This window comes from Uliginosibacterium gangwonense DSM 18521 (genome assembly GCF_000373965.1).
Lineage (GTDB): Bacteria > Pseudomonadota > Gammaproteobacteria > Burkholderiales > Rhodocyclaceae > Uliginosibacterium > Uliginosibacterium gangwonense.
Genome location: NZ_KB892834.1, coordinates 322,571 through 338,937, shown reverse-complemented (window position 1 = coordinate 338,937; position 16,367 = coordinate 322,571). Strand labels below are relative to the sequence as shown.

Annotated in this window: 16 protein-coding genes; 5 read left to right on the top strand and 11 right to left on the bottom strand. The window is 60.9% G+C overall.

The genetic code is table 11. From position 1 onward, the window contains the following. Positions 1-102 precede the first annotated feature (102 nt). Positions 103-1,071: a TRAP transporter substrate-binding protein DctP gene (gene dctP, locus B145_RS0101545; protein ID WP_018604688.1), complete on the top strand. Its 969-nt coding sequence runs from the start codon at positions 103-105 to the stop codon at positions 1,069-1,071. A 73-nt stretch (positions 1,072-1,144) separates the two neighbouring features. Here the strand turns inward: dctP and B145_RS0101540 are convergent, their stop codons facing one another. The 6 genes from B145_RS0101540 to B145_RS0101515 all read right to left on the bottom strand — a co-directional run bounded on the left by B145_RS0101540 (position 1,145) and on the right by B145_RS0101515 (position 6,823). Further along, positions 1,145-1,495 (bottom strand): RidA family protein, encoded by a 351-nt coding sequence (locus B145_RS0101540; protein ID WP_018604687.1) that lies wholly within the window; start codon positions 1,493-1,495, stop codon positions 1,145-1,147. A gap of 19 nt (positions 1,496-1,514) precedes the next feature. Further along, positions 1,515-2,093, bottom strand: coding sequence for a hypothetical protein (locus B145_RS0101535; protein ID WP_018604686.1), 579 nt, complete (start codon positions 2,091-2,093; stop codon positions 1,515-1,517). Next, a complete protein-coding gene (gene dsbD / locus B145_RS24015) occupies positions 2,083-3,942 on the bottom strand; it encodes a protein-disulfide reductase DsbD (protein WP_018604685.1) in 1,860 nt (619 codons plus the stop codon). Before dsbD ends, B145_RS0101535 begins: the two co-directional genes overlap by 11 nt. Continuing rightward, the gene (gene cutA / locus B145_RS0101525) at positions 3,939-4,271 is read right to left on the bottom strand and encodes a divalent-cation tolerance protein CutA (RefSeq protein ID WP_018604684.1); all 333 of its coding nucleotides are present in this window, start codon (positions 4,269-4,271) and stop codon (positions 3,939-3,941) included. Before cutA ends, dsbD begins: the two co-directional genes overlap by 4 nt. Positions 4,272-4,445: 174 nt before the next feature. After that, complete coding sequence (locus B145_RS0101520; RefSeq protein WP_018604683.1) at positions 4,446-6,446, bottom strand: diguanylate cyclase; 2,001 nt, start codon at positions 6,444-6,446, stop codon at positions 4,446-4,448. 137 nt (positions 6,447-6,583) lie between these two features. Further along, positions 6,584-6,823, bottom strand: a complete 240-nt coding sequence (locus tag B145_RS0101515) for a zinc ribbon domain-containing protein (protein ID WP_018604682.1) — start codon at positions 6,821-6,823, stop codon at positions 6,584-6,586. Between the two features lie 201 nt (positions 6,824-7,024). On the opposite strand from B145_RS0101515, the gene B145_RS0101510 reads away from it, so the two are divergent. Next, positions 7,025-7,336 carry a high-potential iron-sulfur protein gene (locus tag B145_RS0101510; protein ID WP_018604681.1) on the top strand — a complete coding sequence of 104 codons (312 nt, stop codon included), beginning with the start codon at positions 7,025-7,027 and terminating at the stop codon, positions 7,334-7,336. Positions 7,337-7,463: 127 nt separating this feature from the next. Here B145_RS0101510 and B145_RS0101505 read toward each other — a convergent pair whose 3' ends face one another. Together B145_RS0101505 and aroE are read right to left on the bottom strand one after the other, a co-directional pair. Further along, positions 7,464-8,240 (bottom strand): sulfite exporter TauE/SafE family protein, encoded by a 777-nt coding sequence (locus tag B145_RS0101505; protein ID WP_018604680.1) that lies wholly within the window; start codon positions 8,238-8,240, stop codon positions 7,464-7,466. A 7-nt stretch (positions 8,241-8,247) separates the two neighbouring features. Then, the gene (gene aroE / locus B145_RS0101500; protein ID WP_018604679.1) at positions 8,248-9,072 is read right to left on the bottom strand and encodes a shikimate dehydrogenase; all 825 of its coding nucleotides are present in this window, start codon (positions 9,070-9,072) and stop codon (positions 8,248-8,250) included. Positions 9,073-9,204: 132 nt separating this feature from the next. Here aroE and B145_RS0101495 point away from each other — a divergent pair, with 132 nt between their 5' ends. From B145_RS0101495 to B145_RS0101485, 3 genes are all read left to right on the top strand, one after another. Continuing rightward, a complete protein-coding gene (locus B145_RS0101495) occupies positions 9,205-10,101 on the top strand; it encodes a LysR substrate-binding domain-containing protein (protein WP_018604678.1) in 897 nt (298 codons plus the stop codon). A 295-nt stretch (positions 10,102-10,396) separates the two neighbouring features. Next, positions 10,397-11,104 (top strand): flagellar basal body L-ring protein FlgH, encoded by a 708-nt coding sequence (locus B145_RS0101490; protein ID WP_211209732.1) that lies wholly within the window; start codon positions 10,397-10,399, stop codon positions 11,102-11,104. 95 nt (positions 11,105-11,199) lie between these two features. After that, positions 11,200-11,742, top strand: a complete 543-nt coding sequence (locus tag B145_RS0101485) for a cell division protein FtsI (protein ID WP_157288220.1) — start codon at positions 11,200-11,202, stop codon at positions 11,740-11,742. Positions 11,743-11,749: 7 nt separating this feature from the next. On the opposite strand, the gene B145_RS0101480 is transcribed toward B145_RS0101485, so the two are convergent. From B145_RS0101480 to B145_RS0101470, 3 genes are all read right to left on the bottom strand, one after another. Further along, positions 11,750-12,100, bottom strand: a complete 351-nt coding sequence (locus tag B145_RS0101480; protein WP_018604673.1) for a DUF2782 domain-containing protein — start codon at positions 12,098-12,100, stop codon at positions 11,750-11,752. Between the two features lie 117 nt (positions 12,101-12,217). After that, entirely contained in the window at positions 12,218-14,344 is a 2,127-nt protein-coding gene (locus B145_RS0101475) for a DUF1631 family protein (RefSeq protein ID WP_018604672.1), read from the bottom strand. 40 nt (positions 14,345-14,384) lie between these two features. Next, on the bottom strand, positions 14,385-16,364 hold the full coding sequence (locus tag B145_RS0101470) for a transglycosylase domain-containing protein (protein ID WP_018604670.1): 1,980 nt from the start codon (positions 16,362-16,364) through the stop codon (positions 14,385-14,387). Positions 16,365-16,367: the final 3 nt, after the last annotated feature.

The window sequence follows — 16,367 nt, the reverse complement described above, 5'->3', positions numbered from 1 at the left end:
CGATTGAGATAAGCTGGGTCTATATACAGATCAGGGGTTCAAATACGTAGTACTACGTAGATCTGGTACAAATACGGTACTCATCCGTTTCTGCATCATCTCATGAAAAAAATTCTTGTTTCAATTCTGGCCACCGTATTGTTCCCTGCTTCTGCCCTGGCGGCTGATTTTGCGGCCTGGTCGCCCCAGGCGCCCGAGCATCCCAGCACGCTGGCCTTGCAATCCTTCCTTGAAAAGGTCAAGGACATCGATGGCGAGCGATTTGCGCCCAAGTTCGAGCCGGTGTCGGCCATTGCCGATCAGAACAAGCTGTTCAAGGCGCTGCGCACGGGTGAGCTCAGTGCATCGATCCTGACCGGTGGTGCCATCGCCAAGTTGGCCCCCAGCGCCCAGGTGCTGCAACTGCCCTTCATCTTCCGTGACAGCAAGCAGATGTTTGCCGTGCTCGATGGCGACATCGGCAAGAGCGTGGAAAAGGAACTGCGCGAAAAAGGGCTGGTGGTGCTGGGCTGGTATGACGGCGGCACTCGCTCGTTTTACATGCGCAACAAGCCTGCCCATTCCACGGCGGATTTCCAGGGCCTGAAGGTGCGCGTTCCCAATCGCCCCGATCTGAAGAATCTGGTGACTGTGCTGGGGGGCTCCCCGGTTGTCATGGGCTATGACAAGGTCAATGCAGCGCTGGAGTCCCAAGAGGTGGATTCTGCCGAAAACGATCTGTTGGCCTATGAGACAGACCAGCACTACAAGAACGCCAAGTACTTTGTGATGAGCAATCACTTCGTGCAGTTCGAAGCGCTGGTAGTCTCCGAGGCTGTCTGGAAGCAACTGTCTGACGCTGACAAGAAGGCCTTCCGTACCGCCGCGCGCGAATCCGTGATGGCAGATCGGGACATGTGGACCAAGCGCATGGGCGCAGCACGCACCAAGCTGGAGAAGGAAGGGGTGAAGTTCATCGATCCGCGTAACAGCACGGCCTACATCTCCCGTGTGTCACCGATCTACAAGCCCTTCATGGACAACCCTGCCACCAGCGCCACCCTGCTGCGCCTGATGACCGAACGCGGTTGATGCCTCCTCGGCCCCCGCGCCCATCTGCCATGTGGGTGTGGGGGCTGTTTGCTTGAAACGTTGCGCGACCGCTTTAGCGCTGTGCTGCTTGCACCGCGATTTCCACACGCCAACCCGGCTTGGCTAATCGCACGACTTGTACGCAGGCACGTGAGGGGGCTGCGCCCGGTGGCAGCCATTTTTCCCACACCGCATTCATCCCATCGTAATCCGCCATGTCGATCAGGTAGATCGTAGCCATCAACAGGCGCGACTTGCACGACCCTGCCTGCTCCAAGGTTTTTTCAAGTAGATCCAGCATGCTCTCGGTCTGGTGGCGGATATCACCATCCTCAATGGTCGGCACTTCAACAGCGTGCACGATGCCGCGAAAGACGGTGGCATCGGCATAGCGGGGGGCGGGGTTCAGGCGGGCGATAGTCATGGCGGGGGTTAAAAGCAGTTTAGTCGGGCTGGAATTCCCAGCGTTGATTGGTGTAATCCCAAGTATAGAAGTCGAACATGTTATGAGCGGACTGGTGACTCAGGATGGGCGTGCCACTGCCGTTGTCCAGTAAGCCATAGTGGATGCCCCAGCCCACCTGGGTTTGCAGGCTGTTCATGCCGATGTCTTCCAGGCGCTCGGGGTAACTGCCATGCTGCTGATGATAGGTTTCCACCTGGACCAGAATCCGCTCGGCTTCAGCGCGTATCCGGGGGGCACGCCATTGCGCTAAGCCCAAGGGTAGCGCAATGCCGAATAGCCACAGGCCGATCAGTGCGTATTGCCGCTTGCGGCGCGCCGGTTGGCGCCAGATCACATAGCCGCTCCAGCCCAACCAGAGCAAGAAGAAGGGGAGTACCGGCACCACCATGAAGGCGCCGCCCCGCACACAGCCAAAGAACAGCAGGCTGGCGCAGGCAAGCAGATGCAGGGCGGTGCGCAACCTGCGCCAGCGCACGGCTTTGGTCGTCGGGTTTGTGGCGGGCGCTTGGGCCTTGGGTGTCAATGCGGGCAGTTCGGATGCGTTTTCAGCGGGCATTGGCAATCTCTTGCAGGCGCGGACCAAAACGCTCGGCTGCCATAAAGCCGATGACACGTTGCGCGGGCTTTTCATCCCCACCGGGTGCGAAGAACAGGATGCCCGGTGGGCCAAACAGCCCAAAGCGGGCGAGCAGCGCCCGGTCATCAGGCGTATTGGCGGTGACATCCACCTGCAACAAGGTGAAACCTGACAGCTGGCGAGCCACAACGGGGTCGGTAAAGGTCTGCGATTCCATTTCCTTGCAGCTTACGCACCAGTCGGCATAAAAGTCGAGCATGACCGGACGAGCGCTGGCCGCAATCTGTGCGTCCAGTTCAGCAGTATTCTTGATGCGCACAAAGGCTGGCGCCTTGATCACACTCGCATTGGCAACCCGCAGCCCAGCCAGTGGTTGCAAGGGGTTGCGCGAACCGGCCAGCGCCCCCACAAAGATCGCCGCCCCGGCCAGCAGCACCAGGATGCCGATGGCTTTGAGCACGCGCTGCGTGGCATGAGCCGCGTCGGGCAGCGCATCCAGCGCCCGCAGAAAGACCCCGCAGGTCACCAGCAGCACGGCCCAGCCCAGCATTGGTACAACCGGCGGCAGTACCGGGGAGACGATGTACAGGGCCGTACCCAGCAGCACCAGGCCGAAGAAACGCCGCACCCCTTCCATCCAGCCCCCGGGCTTGGGCAGGAAGCGTCGTGCTGCCACCCCGACCAATACCAGCGGAGCGCCCATCCCGAGGCCGAGCATGAACAGTGCAAGCCCGCCCAATAGCGCGTCATGTGTTTGGGCAATATAGATGAGTGCGCCGGCCAACGGCGCAGCCACACAAGGGCCGACAATCAGGGCCGAGATCGCCCCCATCAATGCCAGCTGATGTGCCGAGCCACTGTGATGGTGTGCCTGGCTCGACAATCGATGCTGCCAACTTGTGGGTAGTTGCAACTCATAGACGCCAAACATCGCCAGCGCCAACAGCACGAAAATCAGCGCAAAGGCGCCCAGTACCCAGGCGTTTTGCAGCCATGCCGACAAGAGTTGGCCGGAGAAGCCTGCCAGCACGCCTGCCAGCGCATAGACAACGGCCATGCCCAACACGTAAGCGCTACTGAGGACAAAAGCGCGGGTGTGCGAAATCTTGTGCCCATGCCCGACGATGATGCCAGAGATGATCGGCACCATCGGCAAGGTACAAGGGGTGAAGCACAGCAGCAGGCCAAAGCCAAAGAAGCTCAGCGCGATCAGGGCCAGATTGCCACCGCGCAGCAGACGGGCGATCTGTGAGGCGTCCTCACTGATGGGGGCGCTGGCGGCTGCATCCGCCTGGGCAGGCGTACCGACAACGGGTGCCTGGGCCTGTGGGGTATCCATGGCCTCCTTGTTCAAGCCACTACGCCAATCCGCGCCTGGCACATTACGGGTGCCGAGGGACTGGTTGGCGGCTTCTACCGTAATGTCAAAGGTGGTCGGCGGGTAGCAGATGCCGCGGTCTGCACAGCCACGCAGGCTGATATGCAGCTTTTCCGGCCCCGAGGCCGGCCCCTTGTAGGGCAAGGCAATATCCAGCTTGCCCCGATAGATGATCTGGGTGCCGTAATAGGCGTCTTTGTGCTCTAGGCCGGCCGGGAGCGTTGGTTTGTCGGCCTGGAAACTTGCCGGGTCGAGCGCGAACGCGAACTGATCGCGGTACAGGTAATAGCCGGGGGCGATATCGATGCGGATCTGCACCACCTGCCCATCGCTATTCTGCGCGGTCACCTTGAAAGCCTGCTCCGGCGGCAGCGGTTCGTCGGCTCCATAGGCCAGGGCGCTTAAGCTAAGCAGGATGACGCCCAGCCAGACGAGGAAAAATCTCTTCATAGCGAATCCGTTTCCGTTGCCAGCCAGTTCAGGTAGGCGGGCAGGCCCGTTGCAGGGCACAATGCAATAATTTCAGGGACTTCGTAAGGGTGAAGCGAGCGAACCAGGGCTTCCAGCGCCGGGTAGGCCGCTTCGGTCGTCTTGATCAGCAAGGGAATCTCGGTCGCCCGCTCCACTTTGCCCTGCCAGCGATACACCGATTGGCAGGGCGCGAGGATGTTGACACAGGCGGCGAGCCTGCGTTCCACACAAATCTGCGCAATCTGCTCGGCGCAGGCCTGATCCGGCGCATTGCACAGCACGATAAGAGGCAAGGCAGCAGAGGGCATGAGGCAGTGATCCAGCTTCCCGGGAAACAGCCAAGGATACCAGCACTGACCAGGGGCGAGGCAACGCCGGTCTTTCAGAACCTGTTCATGACCTGACTGCGAGGCCGTAATCGGGGCTCATGAAAGGCTCTCTGCACCGCCGAGGGCCTCTCGCTATAGATATTGAACAGGTTCTCAGATCGGCAGTGGCGCGGTGAAGATGCGGTTGCGCCCAGCCCCCTTGGCGTCATAGAGCGCATGGTCGGCTGCACGCAGGAGTTTGTCTGCCGTATCGCCATGGACAAAGGCTTCGGCGATGCCCGCCGAGAAACTGACGGCGGGCAAATCCTGATCGTGCATCTTGGGGTGGGATTCCCGAACCTGGGTGGCAATGTGCTCCATGCGCTCTTTCGCTTCGGTCAGATCGGCCCCCAGCATGACCACCACGAACTCTTCGCCCCCAAAGCGGCAGGCCAGATCTGAGGCGCGCAGATGAATGCTGACCAGCTTGGCGACATGGGCCAGGACGACATCCCCCGCCTCATGCCCCCAGGTGTCATTGACGTGCTTGAAGTGATCCAGGTCCAGGATCACCACCGAGAGCTTGCGATGCTCGCGGCTGGCACGATGCAGCTCCCGGGGCAGGGTTTCATCCAGGTAACGGCGGTTGAGCAGGTGGGTGAGCGGGTCGCGGATGGCCTGCTCATGCAAGGCCTCACGCAGACGGATGTTGGACAGTGCCAGCTTGAGCGATTCGCTGACCATGGACGCCAAGTGGTTGATGCGGGCCCAGTCTGTATCGTTAATGACGGCAGGCGCCTTGATGGTGAGTAGGCCCAATGTTTCGCCCAATACCTGCAAAGGTTGGCAGAGAATGGCGCTGCTGGGGGGGCTGCTGAAATGTTTGCACAGCGGCCCGGTGTCCGGGTGCTGGAGTGCGTGGCGTTGCCCCCGGCGCATGGCCCAGCAGTCGTGGGTATTGAAGCAGTTGAGCATGCCTGCGCCATCGCCCCAACTGGCCACGGTGCGCATGGTCCGCCCCTGGTCGGAGGCGACGGCAAGCGAGCCTCCGCTGCCGAGTTGGAGTTGGGCAAGGGTGCGCTCCAGCACCTCGTAGGCGTCATGTACGGTCAGGCTGCTTTGCAGCCCCTCATTCAAGGTATTCAGGCGGGTCAGATCGGTGGCGTGGCGCTCCAGCGAACCCAGGGCCAGGGTCAGTTGCTGATTGATTTCTTCCAGGCGATGCTGGGCCTCCTTGCTGTCGGTGATGTCGCGGATGACACCGACCAGGCGTTGGGCACTCCCATCTGTGGCACAGACAAAATCCCCGGTGGCGGCAATCCAGCGCACCACCCCATCCAGGCGAATGATCCGGTGCTCGATGTCATAAGGGCGCAAGTCCTGCAGCGTGGTATGCACCGCCCGCTCGACATACGCCAGATCATCGGGGTGGACATGGCGCAGATAGGCGTCATACCCAGGGGCTTCGGCGGTGGGCAGGCCGCCAAACAGGGTTTCCACCTGCTTGGACCAACTCAGGGTGGCGCTTTGCAGGTCGTAATCCCAACTCCCGATGCGGGCTGCCCGTTGTGCCAGTGCATAGCGGGCTTCGCTCAACGAGAGTTGATGATGGGCTTCCTGTAGCTCGGCACTGCGGGCCGAAAGATCGTCATACAGATCATTCAGGGCATCAAGCAACACCACCAGAGAGTCGGTTTGCTGGGCAACGCCTTCCCGTGCCGCATCCTCCGGCCCCATGCCACGCTGCAAGGCACCGATCATCCGGGACATGCGCATGTCCGTGCCTACCACATGGAAGATCAGCCATTTGTGCAAAAACGGCAGCAATTTGGCCACTGTTTTGGCGCTGGGGACAATTGCAGTCTCCAACATGTTGACCACGATGCGGATCTGCTCGATGAGCGAGGCGTGGGCGTTCTGGTGGGCACTGGTGAAGTCTGGCGTGAGCTGGTATTGCTGCATCAGCGCCTCTTCATACGCAAAGTGTGTGCTGGTGGTCTCCAGCAACTCGCGCACGACTTCCAACAGCCTGGGATTGGGGGCATCCGTGCTGGCCAGTTGGGCAAGCTGGCTCACCAGTGTGGTTATCTGGTGGTGTTGCTGGTCAACCTCTGGCAGACCGATGCAAAAACGGTCAGACCAGTTGTAGCCATTCTTCAGATCAAATCCGTTCACCCCTGCCCCCTCTGACGACGACCGAGGCCAAGTAACCAATGGGCTATTGGGTGGATCGCTCTTTAACGAGCATTACGGAACATTCCTGCGAAAAGTGTATTGGACCAAAGGGCAAGCGGCCCGGTTTGAACAGATCCTCAGGCTGCGTTGACCAAGCGGTATTGCACAACCGACTTGGACTTGAGCGTATTGCAATGATTGCAGAACCAGTTGGTGGCGCCGCAGGCATTGAGCTTTTCCAGCTCCTTGCCGCAGGTGTCGCACAGCCCTTGCAGGCGGTAGTGGGTGGCACACTGCGCGCAATGCCACAACCCATCCTGGAACTGCAACGCACTGCCGTCATGGGGGCAGCTTGGGGCATTTGGATTGATTTCCATTTGAGACGCTCAGTGAACACGATACATGTCACTGTACCGCATGCAGGGCTGGATTGTTGCTGCGGGTTCGTCTTTCAGGTGGGGCGCATGTCATGTCAGCGTGGATGCCTCTATGCGCGTTAAGGACTTGACGTTAGCGGACAGGCAGGCCAAGCTTTCTGTCGCAACATTTTGTTGATGCCCAACCCATCAGGAGAAATCATGAATAACCAACGTCGCACCTTGTTGTTTGCTGCTCCCGCTGTTGCCTTAGGGCTTTTTTCCCTGCGTGACGCAGTGGCTGCGCCCGTCAAGGCGACCGAGAACGATCCCACCGCCCAAGCGCTTGGCTACAAGGAAGATGCCAGCAAGGTGGATACGGCCAAGTTCAAAAACTACGTCAAAGGCAGCACATGCTCCGGCTGTAACTTCTTCCAGGGCAAACCTACCGATGCCAGCGCTGTCTGTACGGCGCTGGGCGGCAAGGTGGTCGTGAGCAAGGGGTGGTGTAGCGCTTGGGTCAAAAAGGCCTGAGGCAGATCACAAACAGACTCTACCCGGTTACTGAGACCTGTGACCGCCCTGCTGCGAGGGAGGCCACGAGGTCCCGGACAGCCCGCCGTGAGGCGGGTTTTTTCTTTTTATGCCGAGTTTCGCCGGGTCAAACCCAGGCGCGCAAGGTTTCCCAGACCAGCTTACACAGCAGCCCCAGTGCCAGCACCAGGAACAGCCGCCGAATCCACTGGTTGCCCGCCTTCATGGCTGCCCGCGTGCCGATCAGGGCGCCCAGGATGGACGCCACGCACATTGGAATGGCATAGTGGTAGAACACCATGCCCGCCGGGATCAGAAAAGCCAGTGCCGCCAGATTGGTGCCGAAATTCACCACCTTGGCACACGCCGTGGCACGCAGAAAATCGAAGTGGAAGATCCGCACGAACAGGAAGAGCAGGAAGCTCCCCGTCCCAGGGCCAATGAATCCGTCATAAAACCCGATGACTGCGCCCAGCGCCAGCCCCTTGCCCAGATCCTGGCGGGTGATTTCCCGCTTCCCGTCATGGATGCCAAACTGCGGGCGAAACCAGGTGTAGGCGAGCATCGCGGCCAGCACCACGATCACCACCGGGCGCATCCACTGGGCAGGCACCAGATACATGATGCGGACCCCACCGTAGGCGCCGACAAAGGCAGCAAGAGAGGTCCACAGCAACAGCCGCCACGGCAGAGCCATGCGCAAGGCATATTGGCGCATGGACGCCGCATGCCCCATGATTGCACTGAGCTTGTCGGTGCCCATGATCTGCGCAGGCGTGGCCAGCGGCAGGGTGGCAAACAGGCCGGGCACCTGGATCAGTCCACCGCCACCCACGGCGGCATTGATGATGCCGGTGACAAATGCCAACGGCACCAGGATGAACAACTCGTTCGGGATACTCACAGCCGTATCAGGCTTCGCGCAGGGCGCGGATCACCGGTGCGGTGTCCGGGCGGATGCCACGCCACAGGTAGAAGCATTCTGCACCCTGTTCCACCACCATGCCCAGGCCATCGGCCACCTGCGCTACGCCTGCGGCACGGGCCGCCTGGACGAAAGCGGTGGGCTCCTTCTTGTAGGCCATGTCATAGGCCAGGGAGAGCTTGCTCCACACTGCAGCGGGGATCGGGGGCACATCGTTGCTCATGCTTGAGGCCGAACCGTTGATGACGATGTCAAAATCCCCCGCGATGTCGGCAAAACCCCCACCGGAGAGCTTGATCTTGCCCGCCTGTGCGCTGAATTCTGCGGCCAGATCCACAGCCTTGGCCGCAGTGCGGTTGGCAATGAACACCTCGGCAGGGGCTTCATCGAACAGTGGCAACAGCGCGCCACGTACCGCACCGCCTGCACCCAGCACCAGCACACGGCGCCCGGCGAACTTGAAGCCCAGGTTGTGGGTAATGTCTCGCACAATGCCAAAGCCATCCGTGTTATCCCCCAGGATGCTGCCATCGGCGCGCAGTGTGAACATATTGATGGCCCCGGCAGCCCGCCCGCGCGGGGTGAGTTCGTCAGCCAGTTCAAAGGCTTCGAGCTTGAAGGGCATGGTGATGTTCATGCCCTTGCCCCCGCTATGGTGGAAGGCCCGCACCGCATCCACAAAGCCACCCGGCAGGCCCAGGATGGCGCCGTACTCCATATCCTGTCCGCATTGTTTGGCAAACGCAGTTTGCAGGGCAGGGGATTTGGCTTGGGCAATGGGGTTGCCGATGATTGCGTAGCGATCGGTCATGATGGGGCTCCAATGGCTTGAATGAGGCAAGGCTGCGTGGCCGCCACGCAGCAACAAGAGCACTAGTTTAGGTGGCGGACTAGTTGCAGTCCAATATATATTTAAAGATTGATTGATATCTCCAGAATATAAATGGAACTGCGCCACCTACGTTATTTCCTTGCTGTTGCAGAGGAATTGCATTTCACCCGTGCGGCTGCGCGCCTGCATATCGGCCAGCCCCCTTTGAGCCAACAGATTCAGGCACTAGAAGCGGAACTCGGGGTGAGCCTCTTCTACCGCACCCGCCGCAGTGTGAAGCTGACCGAGGCTGGCGAGCATCTTTTGATACGGGCACGCGAAATCGTGGGGGCGAGCGAGGCGGTTGCGGGGGAACTGCACCGCATCGCCCAGGGCGAGGCAGGGGAGCTGCGCATCGGCTTTACCTCAACAGGTTTGCTCATGAACGATCTGCGTGCCCTGATCCGCAACTATCGCCAGCACTTCCCGGGCGTCAGCCTGCGCCTGCGGGAGATGTACACCCAGGCACAATTCGAGGCGCTAAGTCAGGCCGAGCTGGACATCGGCTTTGTCCGCTTTAATGATGCACCGCCCACGGGCCTGCTGCTCTACCCCATGCATCGTGACCGCCTCTGTCTGGTTCTACCCGATGAGCATCCACTGGCTTTGCGCGACGAGGTGGCGCTTGCTGAATGCCAGGACGAAGACTTCATCTTCTACCCCGAGCGCAGTGGAGCCAGCGTTGCCCCACTGGTGCGCCAGCTTGCTACCCAGGCCGGGATTCAATTGCGCGTTGTGCAGGAAGCGCGTGAAGCGCTGACCCAGATTGGTTTGGTTTCGGCGGGGATGGGCGTGGCGATCCTGCCCGCCCCCATGGCCGTGATGCAACTGCCTGGCGTGCGCTTCATCCCCCTGAGCGATGAAGGCGCGCATCTGGACATGGGGCTAGCCTGCCGGGCGGATGATCCCTCGCCCCGGGTCCGCAGCTTCCTCCAGATGCTGGATGAGCAACGTAACCAGCGTCCATAAACGCCAAGCACCCTGTCGCTTGGGCTCTATATCTGAAATGCATGGCTGGCTTTACATAAATTCGTCTAGATTGATGCGGATTGATTTGGATTCGTGCTGTGCGCATTACCCGGTCGAGGCGACCTGAACCTTTGTGGTGAAAGATCTTTTTACCGGGGTTTTCCATGCCTTTTCCACGCAACGCCCCATGCGAAGATGGACGACAATTACACGTGACATGAGAAATTCCCGCTCGTCTCTCTAGGGCGAGGGGTTTTTCCGGTATCAAATGCTTCTCTACTGTGTCGAGGCTGTCATGCTCAGACGAACTGATTTCATGCATTATGCAGGCGCGCTCGGCCTTGGGCTGGTGTGGCTGCTTGCCGGGTGCGCCTCTGAAAAACCGATTGTGCAGGCGCCGACCACGGTGCGCGCCATGATCCCGACTGACGGGGTTGAGGTGTCCAACCCCGGGGCGATCTATCAACCGAATGGGCCTATGCTGGGGTTTTACCAGGATGCACCACCCCGCCAGATTGGGGACACGGTCAAGATCGTGATCTCCGAGAGCCTGACTGGCAGCAACAAGGTCAGTACCTCCACCAGTCGCAGCAATTCGCTCGCTTCGAAGGGGCCGGGTCAGGCAAACAATTCGATGGGGGCGCTCATCAAGACGCTCATGGACCAGAACGCCACGGCGTCAGGGTCTGACAATTTTACTGGCAAGGGGCAGACGGATAACACCCAAACCCTATCGGGCAAGTTGGCTGCCTCGGTCATTAACATTTTGCCCAATGGCAATCTGATTGTGGCCGGGGAAAAGACGGTGGCATTCAATGGGGCGGTCAGTACGCTACGGTTTTCGGGCGTGGTCAATCCCCGGGACATCAAGAGCGGGCGCACGGTTGCCTCGGAAGATGTGGTGGATGCCCGTCTGGAACAGGTGGGTCAAGGGGGGGTCGCCAAGACCACGTCATTGGACTGGCTGCAGAGATTCCTGACCGATACCTTGACGATCTGGTAGGTGGTGGGGTGTCCTGAATCGTGCCGTGTGCCGCCTGCCGGGGGCACACTGGCGGTATGCTAAGATAACTTGCGGATTATTGTGATGGGGTCGCCGTGCAGCGCAGAACATTGGCTTTATCGGTAATACTTGCCTGTGTCATGGCCAGCACCAGCGGCTGCCTGATCGCCACTCCGAGTCCGGCGGTCGAGATGCTGCAGATGACGATCGCCACCGCATCGGGGCTGGTGTCGCTCACCCCGGTTTCGGCCCAGAACGTTGTAGCCCACAAGTACCCCACGCCACAGTCTGTGTGCATTGAGCAAAATCCCAATGCGCCGATGCCGGATCTGGTTTCTGCCATCCAGATGGAGATACAGGCGCATCGGATTGAAAGCCGGGTCTATGGTCCGGGTGGTGCCCCCAGTGATTGCGAGGCGACGCTGAATTATTCGGCTATCATGGCGTGGGACAAGCCCATGTTCTCCGACGATTACCGCAACTATATGAGTGAGGCGACCCTGGTGCTGCGCGCATCCGGCAAGGTTCTGGCTACGGCCAGTTATCAGACCCGCCAGTGGGGCTCAGGCAAGTGGTCCTCCACGCGCAGCAAGATCGCCCCGGTGGTGGACGCCTTGCTGACGGGCAAGCTCAAATAATTCCATTTCACCAGGTTTTGAGTACCCAGCTGGGTACGACCAGACCTTTGTCAAACCCCTCCCGGCGCACGAAGTGCCCATCGCCCGTGGGGTCGATTAGGTAGTAAGGCCGCCCGATGCGGGGGGTGATCTTGATCATGTAGAGTCGGCCATTGCGCCGGTACTCCTCCACCCTGTCTTTGCCACGGTTGCGGATGGTGATCTCTGGTTCCTCGTCCACGCTGGCGCTGGGTGCGGTGGTTGCATTGGTGGCATCCGGATCGGGGATGGGTTGCAGGTCTTTCGGCCACTCTTCTGCCCACGCCGGGTGTAGGCAACACAGCGTCAGGCCAAAGCATGCGATCGCCAGTTTTTTCATGATTCGCTCCAATCAAGGGAGTCTTCCCATTTTTGTTGGAAACGATAACACTGTTTCCTTCTCTTGCCTGAGGGATGTGACGGGGAGACAAGGAAACCGTGCTTCTGAACCCCTTGCTCAAGCATAGCCCTGGGCGAGCCGGATTGCCTTCTCTGCGGCCCCTTCAAACAGCGCCTCCATTGGGAGGGGCACTGCCGCCTGTGCCTCGGCGCGGATGATGAGCCAACGCAGCGGCAGCAGCACGGTCAGGTCCGTATCGGGTTGGGAGAGCAGCAACATGCGCGGCATTCCGCCTACCCAGCCCACGCGTAAGCGCTGTGGCGGGCTATCTGGCAGACTCAGTTGCAGCCAGTCCCCCAGCTTGAGCTGGGCGATCCAGTCTGGCAGATCGTGTTCGGGTTCGCCATCCGGCGCAAGGCGCACCACATGCAGGCCGGGAATCTCCCGGGGGGTTTCCACCCTGGGCGGGGTGGGGGGCGGTAGCACGTCCTGCCGGGCAGCGGCATCGGCCTGCTTGCCATGCAAGGCGGCTGAATGCAGGGCCACAAAGCTATGGAAGGCACGCTCACGCAACGCATCTGGCGTGCCGATGGATTCCAGCCCGGCCCGAATCTGTGCGAGCAGACCGGAGAGTATATTGATCAGGTGGCGACGGCCTTCGGCATCGGTTTTCGGTTGCACGCTTTCGATCAACTGGTTGGCCGTAGCCAGCGCCTGAACCCATTCATTCGATTTTTCACCCTGTGTTTGGTGAATGTGAGCCAGCACGCGTACCCACAGGCGTTCCAGAAAGAAGCGCACCGGTTCGGGCGGCGCGGAGGCGCATAGGGCACGAATGGCCCGTGCTGCACGGCTGCGGGCCTGTTCCCGTCGGGCCTCGCGCTCGGCCAGCCCCACCAGTCGGGAAGCGCGCTGGGTGGCCTCGGTGGCACGCCGCTGTTCCAGCATTTCCAGCGATTGGGCGGCGTCGGCAAACACCACTGGATTCTGTGCGTAATTGTGCTGCACCTGGCTGGCGGCCGCTTCAATGGCCTGACAGACCGGGTGGGTGGCGGCTTCATCGGTCTTCAGGCTGGTGGCCAGACGCAGGATGATGTCCAGCAGGCGCCGGGCCGGGTGCTCGGAATCGGCCAGAAGCTTGCTCTCCAGCAAGGCGGCCTTGCACACGGGCAGACGCAGGCGACCCAGGCTGGGTTTGATGGCGGCACAGAGTTCCCGGTCCATCAGCAATGCGTCAAAGCTCAGGTTGAGTGCTTCCAGCGCAGCATTGCTTTGCGTGGGCAACAAGCCGGAAAGCTCGCCCAGATTCACCTGGGCGGATTCCATTCCATACGGCTGGCGTGCAGCTTCGCTCTGCCGCTCCGTGAGCCATTGCAGCACTTGTGCCATGATGGCTTGAAGCAGTGCCGGGTCGGTCATGGCGCCCACGCCGGGGCCGCTGCTCTCGGCCATCGGGTAGCGCTTGCGCATCACATTGCTTTGCAGGCGGCCCAAGGGGGTGGTGACTGCGGGGGATTCGATGGTTTCCGTGCCATGGGCGGCATCTGGATGGATTCGATGCTGTGCCTGGGGCGCGCTGACATCCGAGCCCGAGCGGAGCAGGGATTTGGGTGGGATGCCCGCCGCGCTCAAGGTGTCGGTCAGGTCAAGATAGAGTACGCTCAATGCGTGAGCCAATGGTTTTTCGATGCGTGAGGGCACATCCAGGCGCATCTCGTGCGGCATATCGTCTGAGTCGCACAGCTCGCGCAGTGCGGCGCATGCAGCATCAGGCCCGACCGGCAGCTGGTCGACCACGGAGGTGTCCTGGTCCAGCAGGGTCATGAACAGCAGGTGCAGGCGTGAGAGCCGACCTTCACAGGCGTCGCTCAGCGAATGCGCCAGATTGATCAGCGCCACCGTCAGGTCCATGTCCTCCGGGTGCACCAGACTGATGCGCGAAGCCGTCAGGCCACGCAGGCGGACGAATTCTTCGCGGCTGCGCAAACCGGCAAGGTCTTCAAACGCGCGTCTCGCCCCCTGGCTGAGCACCTTGAGCAGCTCTGGCATCCGGATGCCGCTGGCACTGGCCGCTTCCAGAAGAGCCTGGGTAAATTTCTGCTGACAGTAGTTGAGAATGGTTTCCCGGTTGGCTCCCGGCGCGAGTGGAGCTGGCGTGTTTTCCATGGCGGTAGGGGAGTCAGACGGTTGGGGGAAGAAGCTCGCCAAATGATTCAATACCTTAGGGTAGCCCGACTCGATCATACCCCGCAAGTTTTAGACGCCCTCCACCTTCAGTGCGTTTTTATGGCCGCTCCTCGTCTGGGGCGTCCGAAGGCTCAGGCTGTGTGACAAGGAACTCGACGTTGTCGAGTTGCTCATCGTTGGCACTACGCAAACTCAGGCGATGCAGACCCACTCGTGGCGACCAGTCAATGCGCATGCCTTCGCCTAATTGTCGCCCATCCAGTATCCAGCGCACCGGTACCCCTCCTTGGGCGAGGAAGGTCCAGTGGGCGTCAGGTTCGTTCCCGATGATGCGGGTCGTGCCGTTTTCTGGCTCAACAATGCGTGCGCGTCGATTGGGCAGATAGCTGACCATGCCCGAAAGGTCGGCGTGGCGCAAAAACCACTCACGGCGCGGGGCTTCCTCTGCCGGATCGAAGTAGACCAGATTCTGCACAACCCCGTCAGTGGGGGTAGGCGCACGAGCGGTATCCGCGCCGATTGCTTTGAGCAGGCATTGCCAATTGAGGCGGGGCGCAGGCATGGCGCCCCGGATGGCGAGCGTATAACGATCTGTGTTGCCGATGATTACGGTCTGGCCCGTTGTGGCACCGGGGATAATCCAGGAGGCGTCCCAACCCCCTGCATGGGCCTGCCCCAGCATGTCTTCCACCACAAAAGCTGCTTCAGGGCGCAGCACGTTGTGGATGCCATTGTCGCTGGGCAGGATGCGTGCCGGGACAAAGCTGCCATTCGCGGCCAGTGTCCGCCATGCCGATGCCAGTTGCGTCAGGGAAAGCGGAGTGTTGCCCTCAACACTGGTTTCGGCAGGGTCAAACCCCAGGGCACGCAGGCGCTCATTGATCGGGTCACGCCCCAGGGTGCCGATCAACTGGCGCAGGCTGCCGGTCTGGCGCTGGTTCAGTGCGGTACGGAGTGTGTGCCATGTGTAGCCCAGGCGCGCATCGTTGGCGTCCGTGATCGTAGAAATGTCGGTCAGTGGGGTGGCGGCGGTGATCTGGCGGCGTTCCAGGGCCAGTGCAGCCAGATGCGGCCATGCCCAGTCGGTGACCGGGTGGCGGCTGCTCACGCCATCAGGATGGTTCAGGTTTTGCCCACCCACCCAGGCCAGCACTTCGCCTGTGGCGTTGTCCAGCACAATCGCAGCGGCGGCCGGATCGCTCCAGGTGTTGATTTCGTCGACCACCTTGCGCTGCAGCCCTGCATCCAGATTGCTGGTGAGTTTCTGCCCCGGATGCTTGAGCAGCAGGTGCGCAAGATGAGGGGCCAGGGTATACCGCGCCCCGCGTGGCTGATCAAGGCGTGCCTTGGCAAGCTGCGTGATTTCGGTGCAGAGCAGGCCGTCGCCTAGCTTGTTGGCGAGCAGGCAGGCGCGTTTGGCCACCAGGGGCGGGGGCGCATTGGGGCCACGTAACAGGGCAGCCAGGATGCAGGCTTCCTTGCGGGTCATGGCGTTGGCCTGCAGGCCAAACAGTAATTCGCTGGCAGCGCCCACGCCCTGCAGATCTCCCCGGAAGGGTGCGAGGTTGAGGTAAGCCTCCAGAATCTGGGGCTTGCTCCAGTGCTCCTCCAACTCGACGGCGGCCAGCCCCTGGTCCCATTTCTGGGCCATGCTGCGCCGTGCTCCGGCGCCATTGGGCATGCGCAGGCTGGGTTCGAGCAGCCCGGCCAGTTGCATGGTTAGTGTGGAGGCGCCGCGCTTATGGCTGCCCCACAGGTTTTGCCAGGCGGCACCGGCAACGGCCATCCAATCGACCCCGGTGTGTTCAAAGAAGCGTTTGTCTTCCGCCGCCAATAAGGCTTCACGCAAGGCCAGCGGCAGGTTGCCCAGGGTTTGCCACTCCATGCGCCGTGTGTTGGGGTCGAAGCGGATGTCGGCCAGGGGCTCGCCGTGGCGATCCAGCAACACGCCATCAGAGGGATGAAAATTGGCGCGTACCTGGGCAAAGCTGGGCAAGGTCTGCTCGGCCATGGCCGGAGCCATAGCCAGACTACCCAGCAGCACGACCATCAGACCCGCCTGAAGACGCATACGCATGGG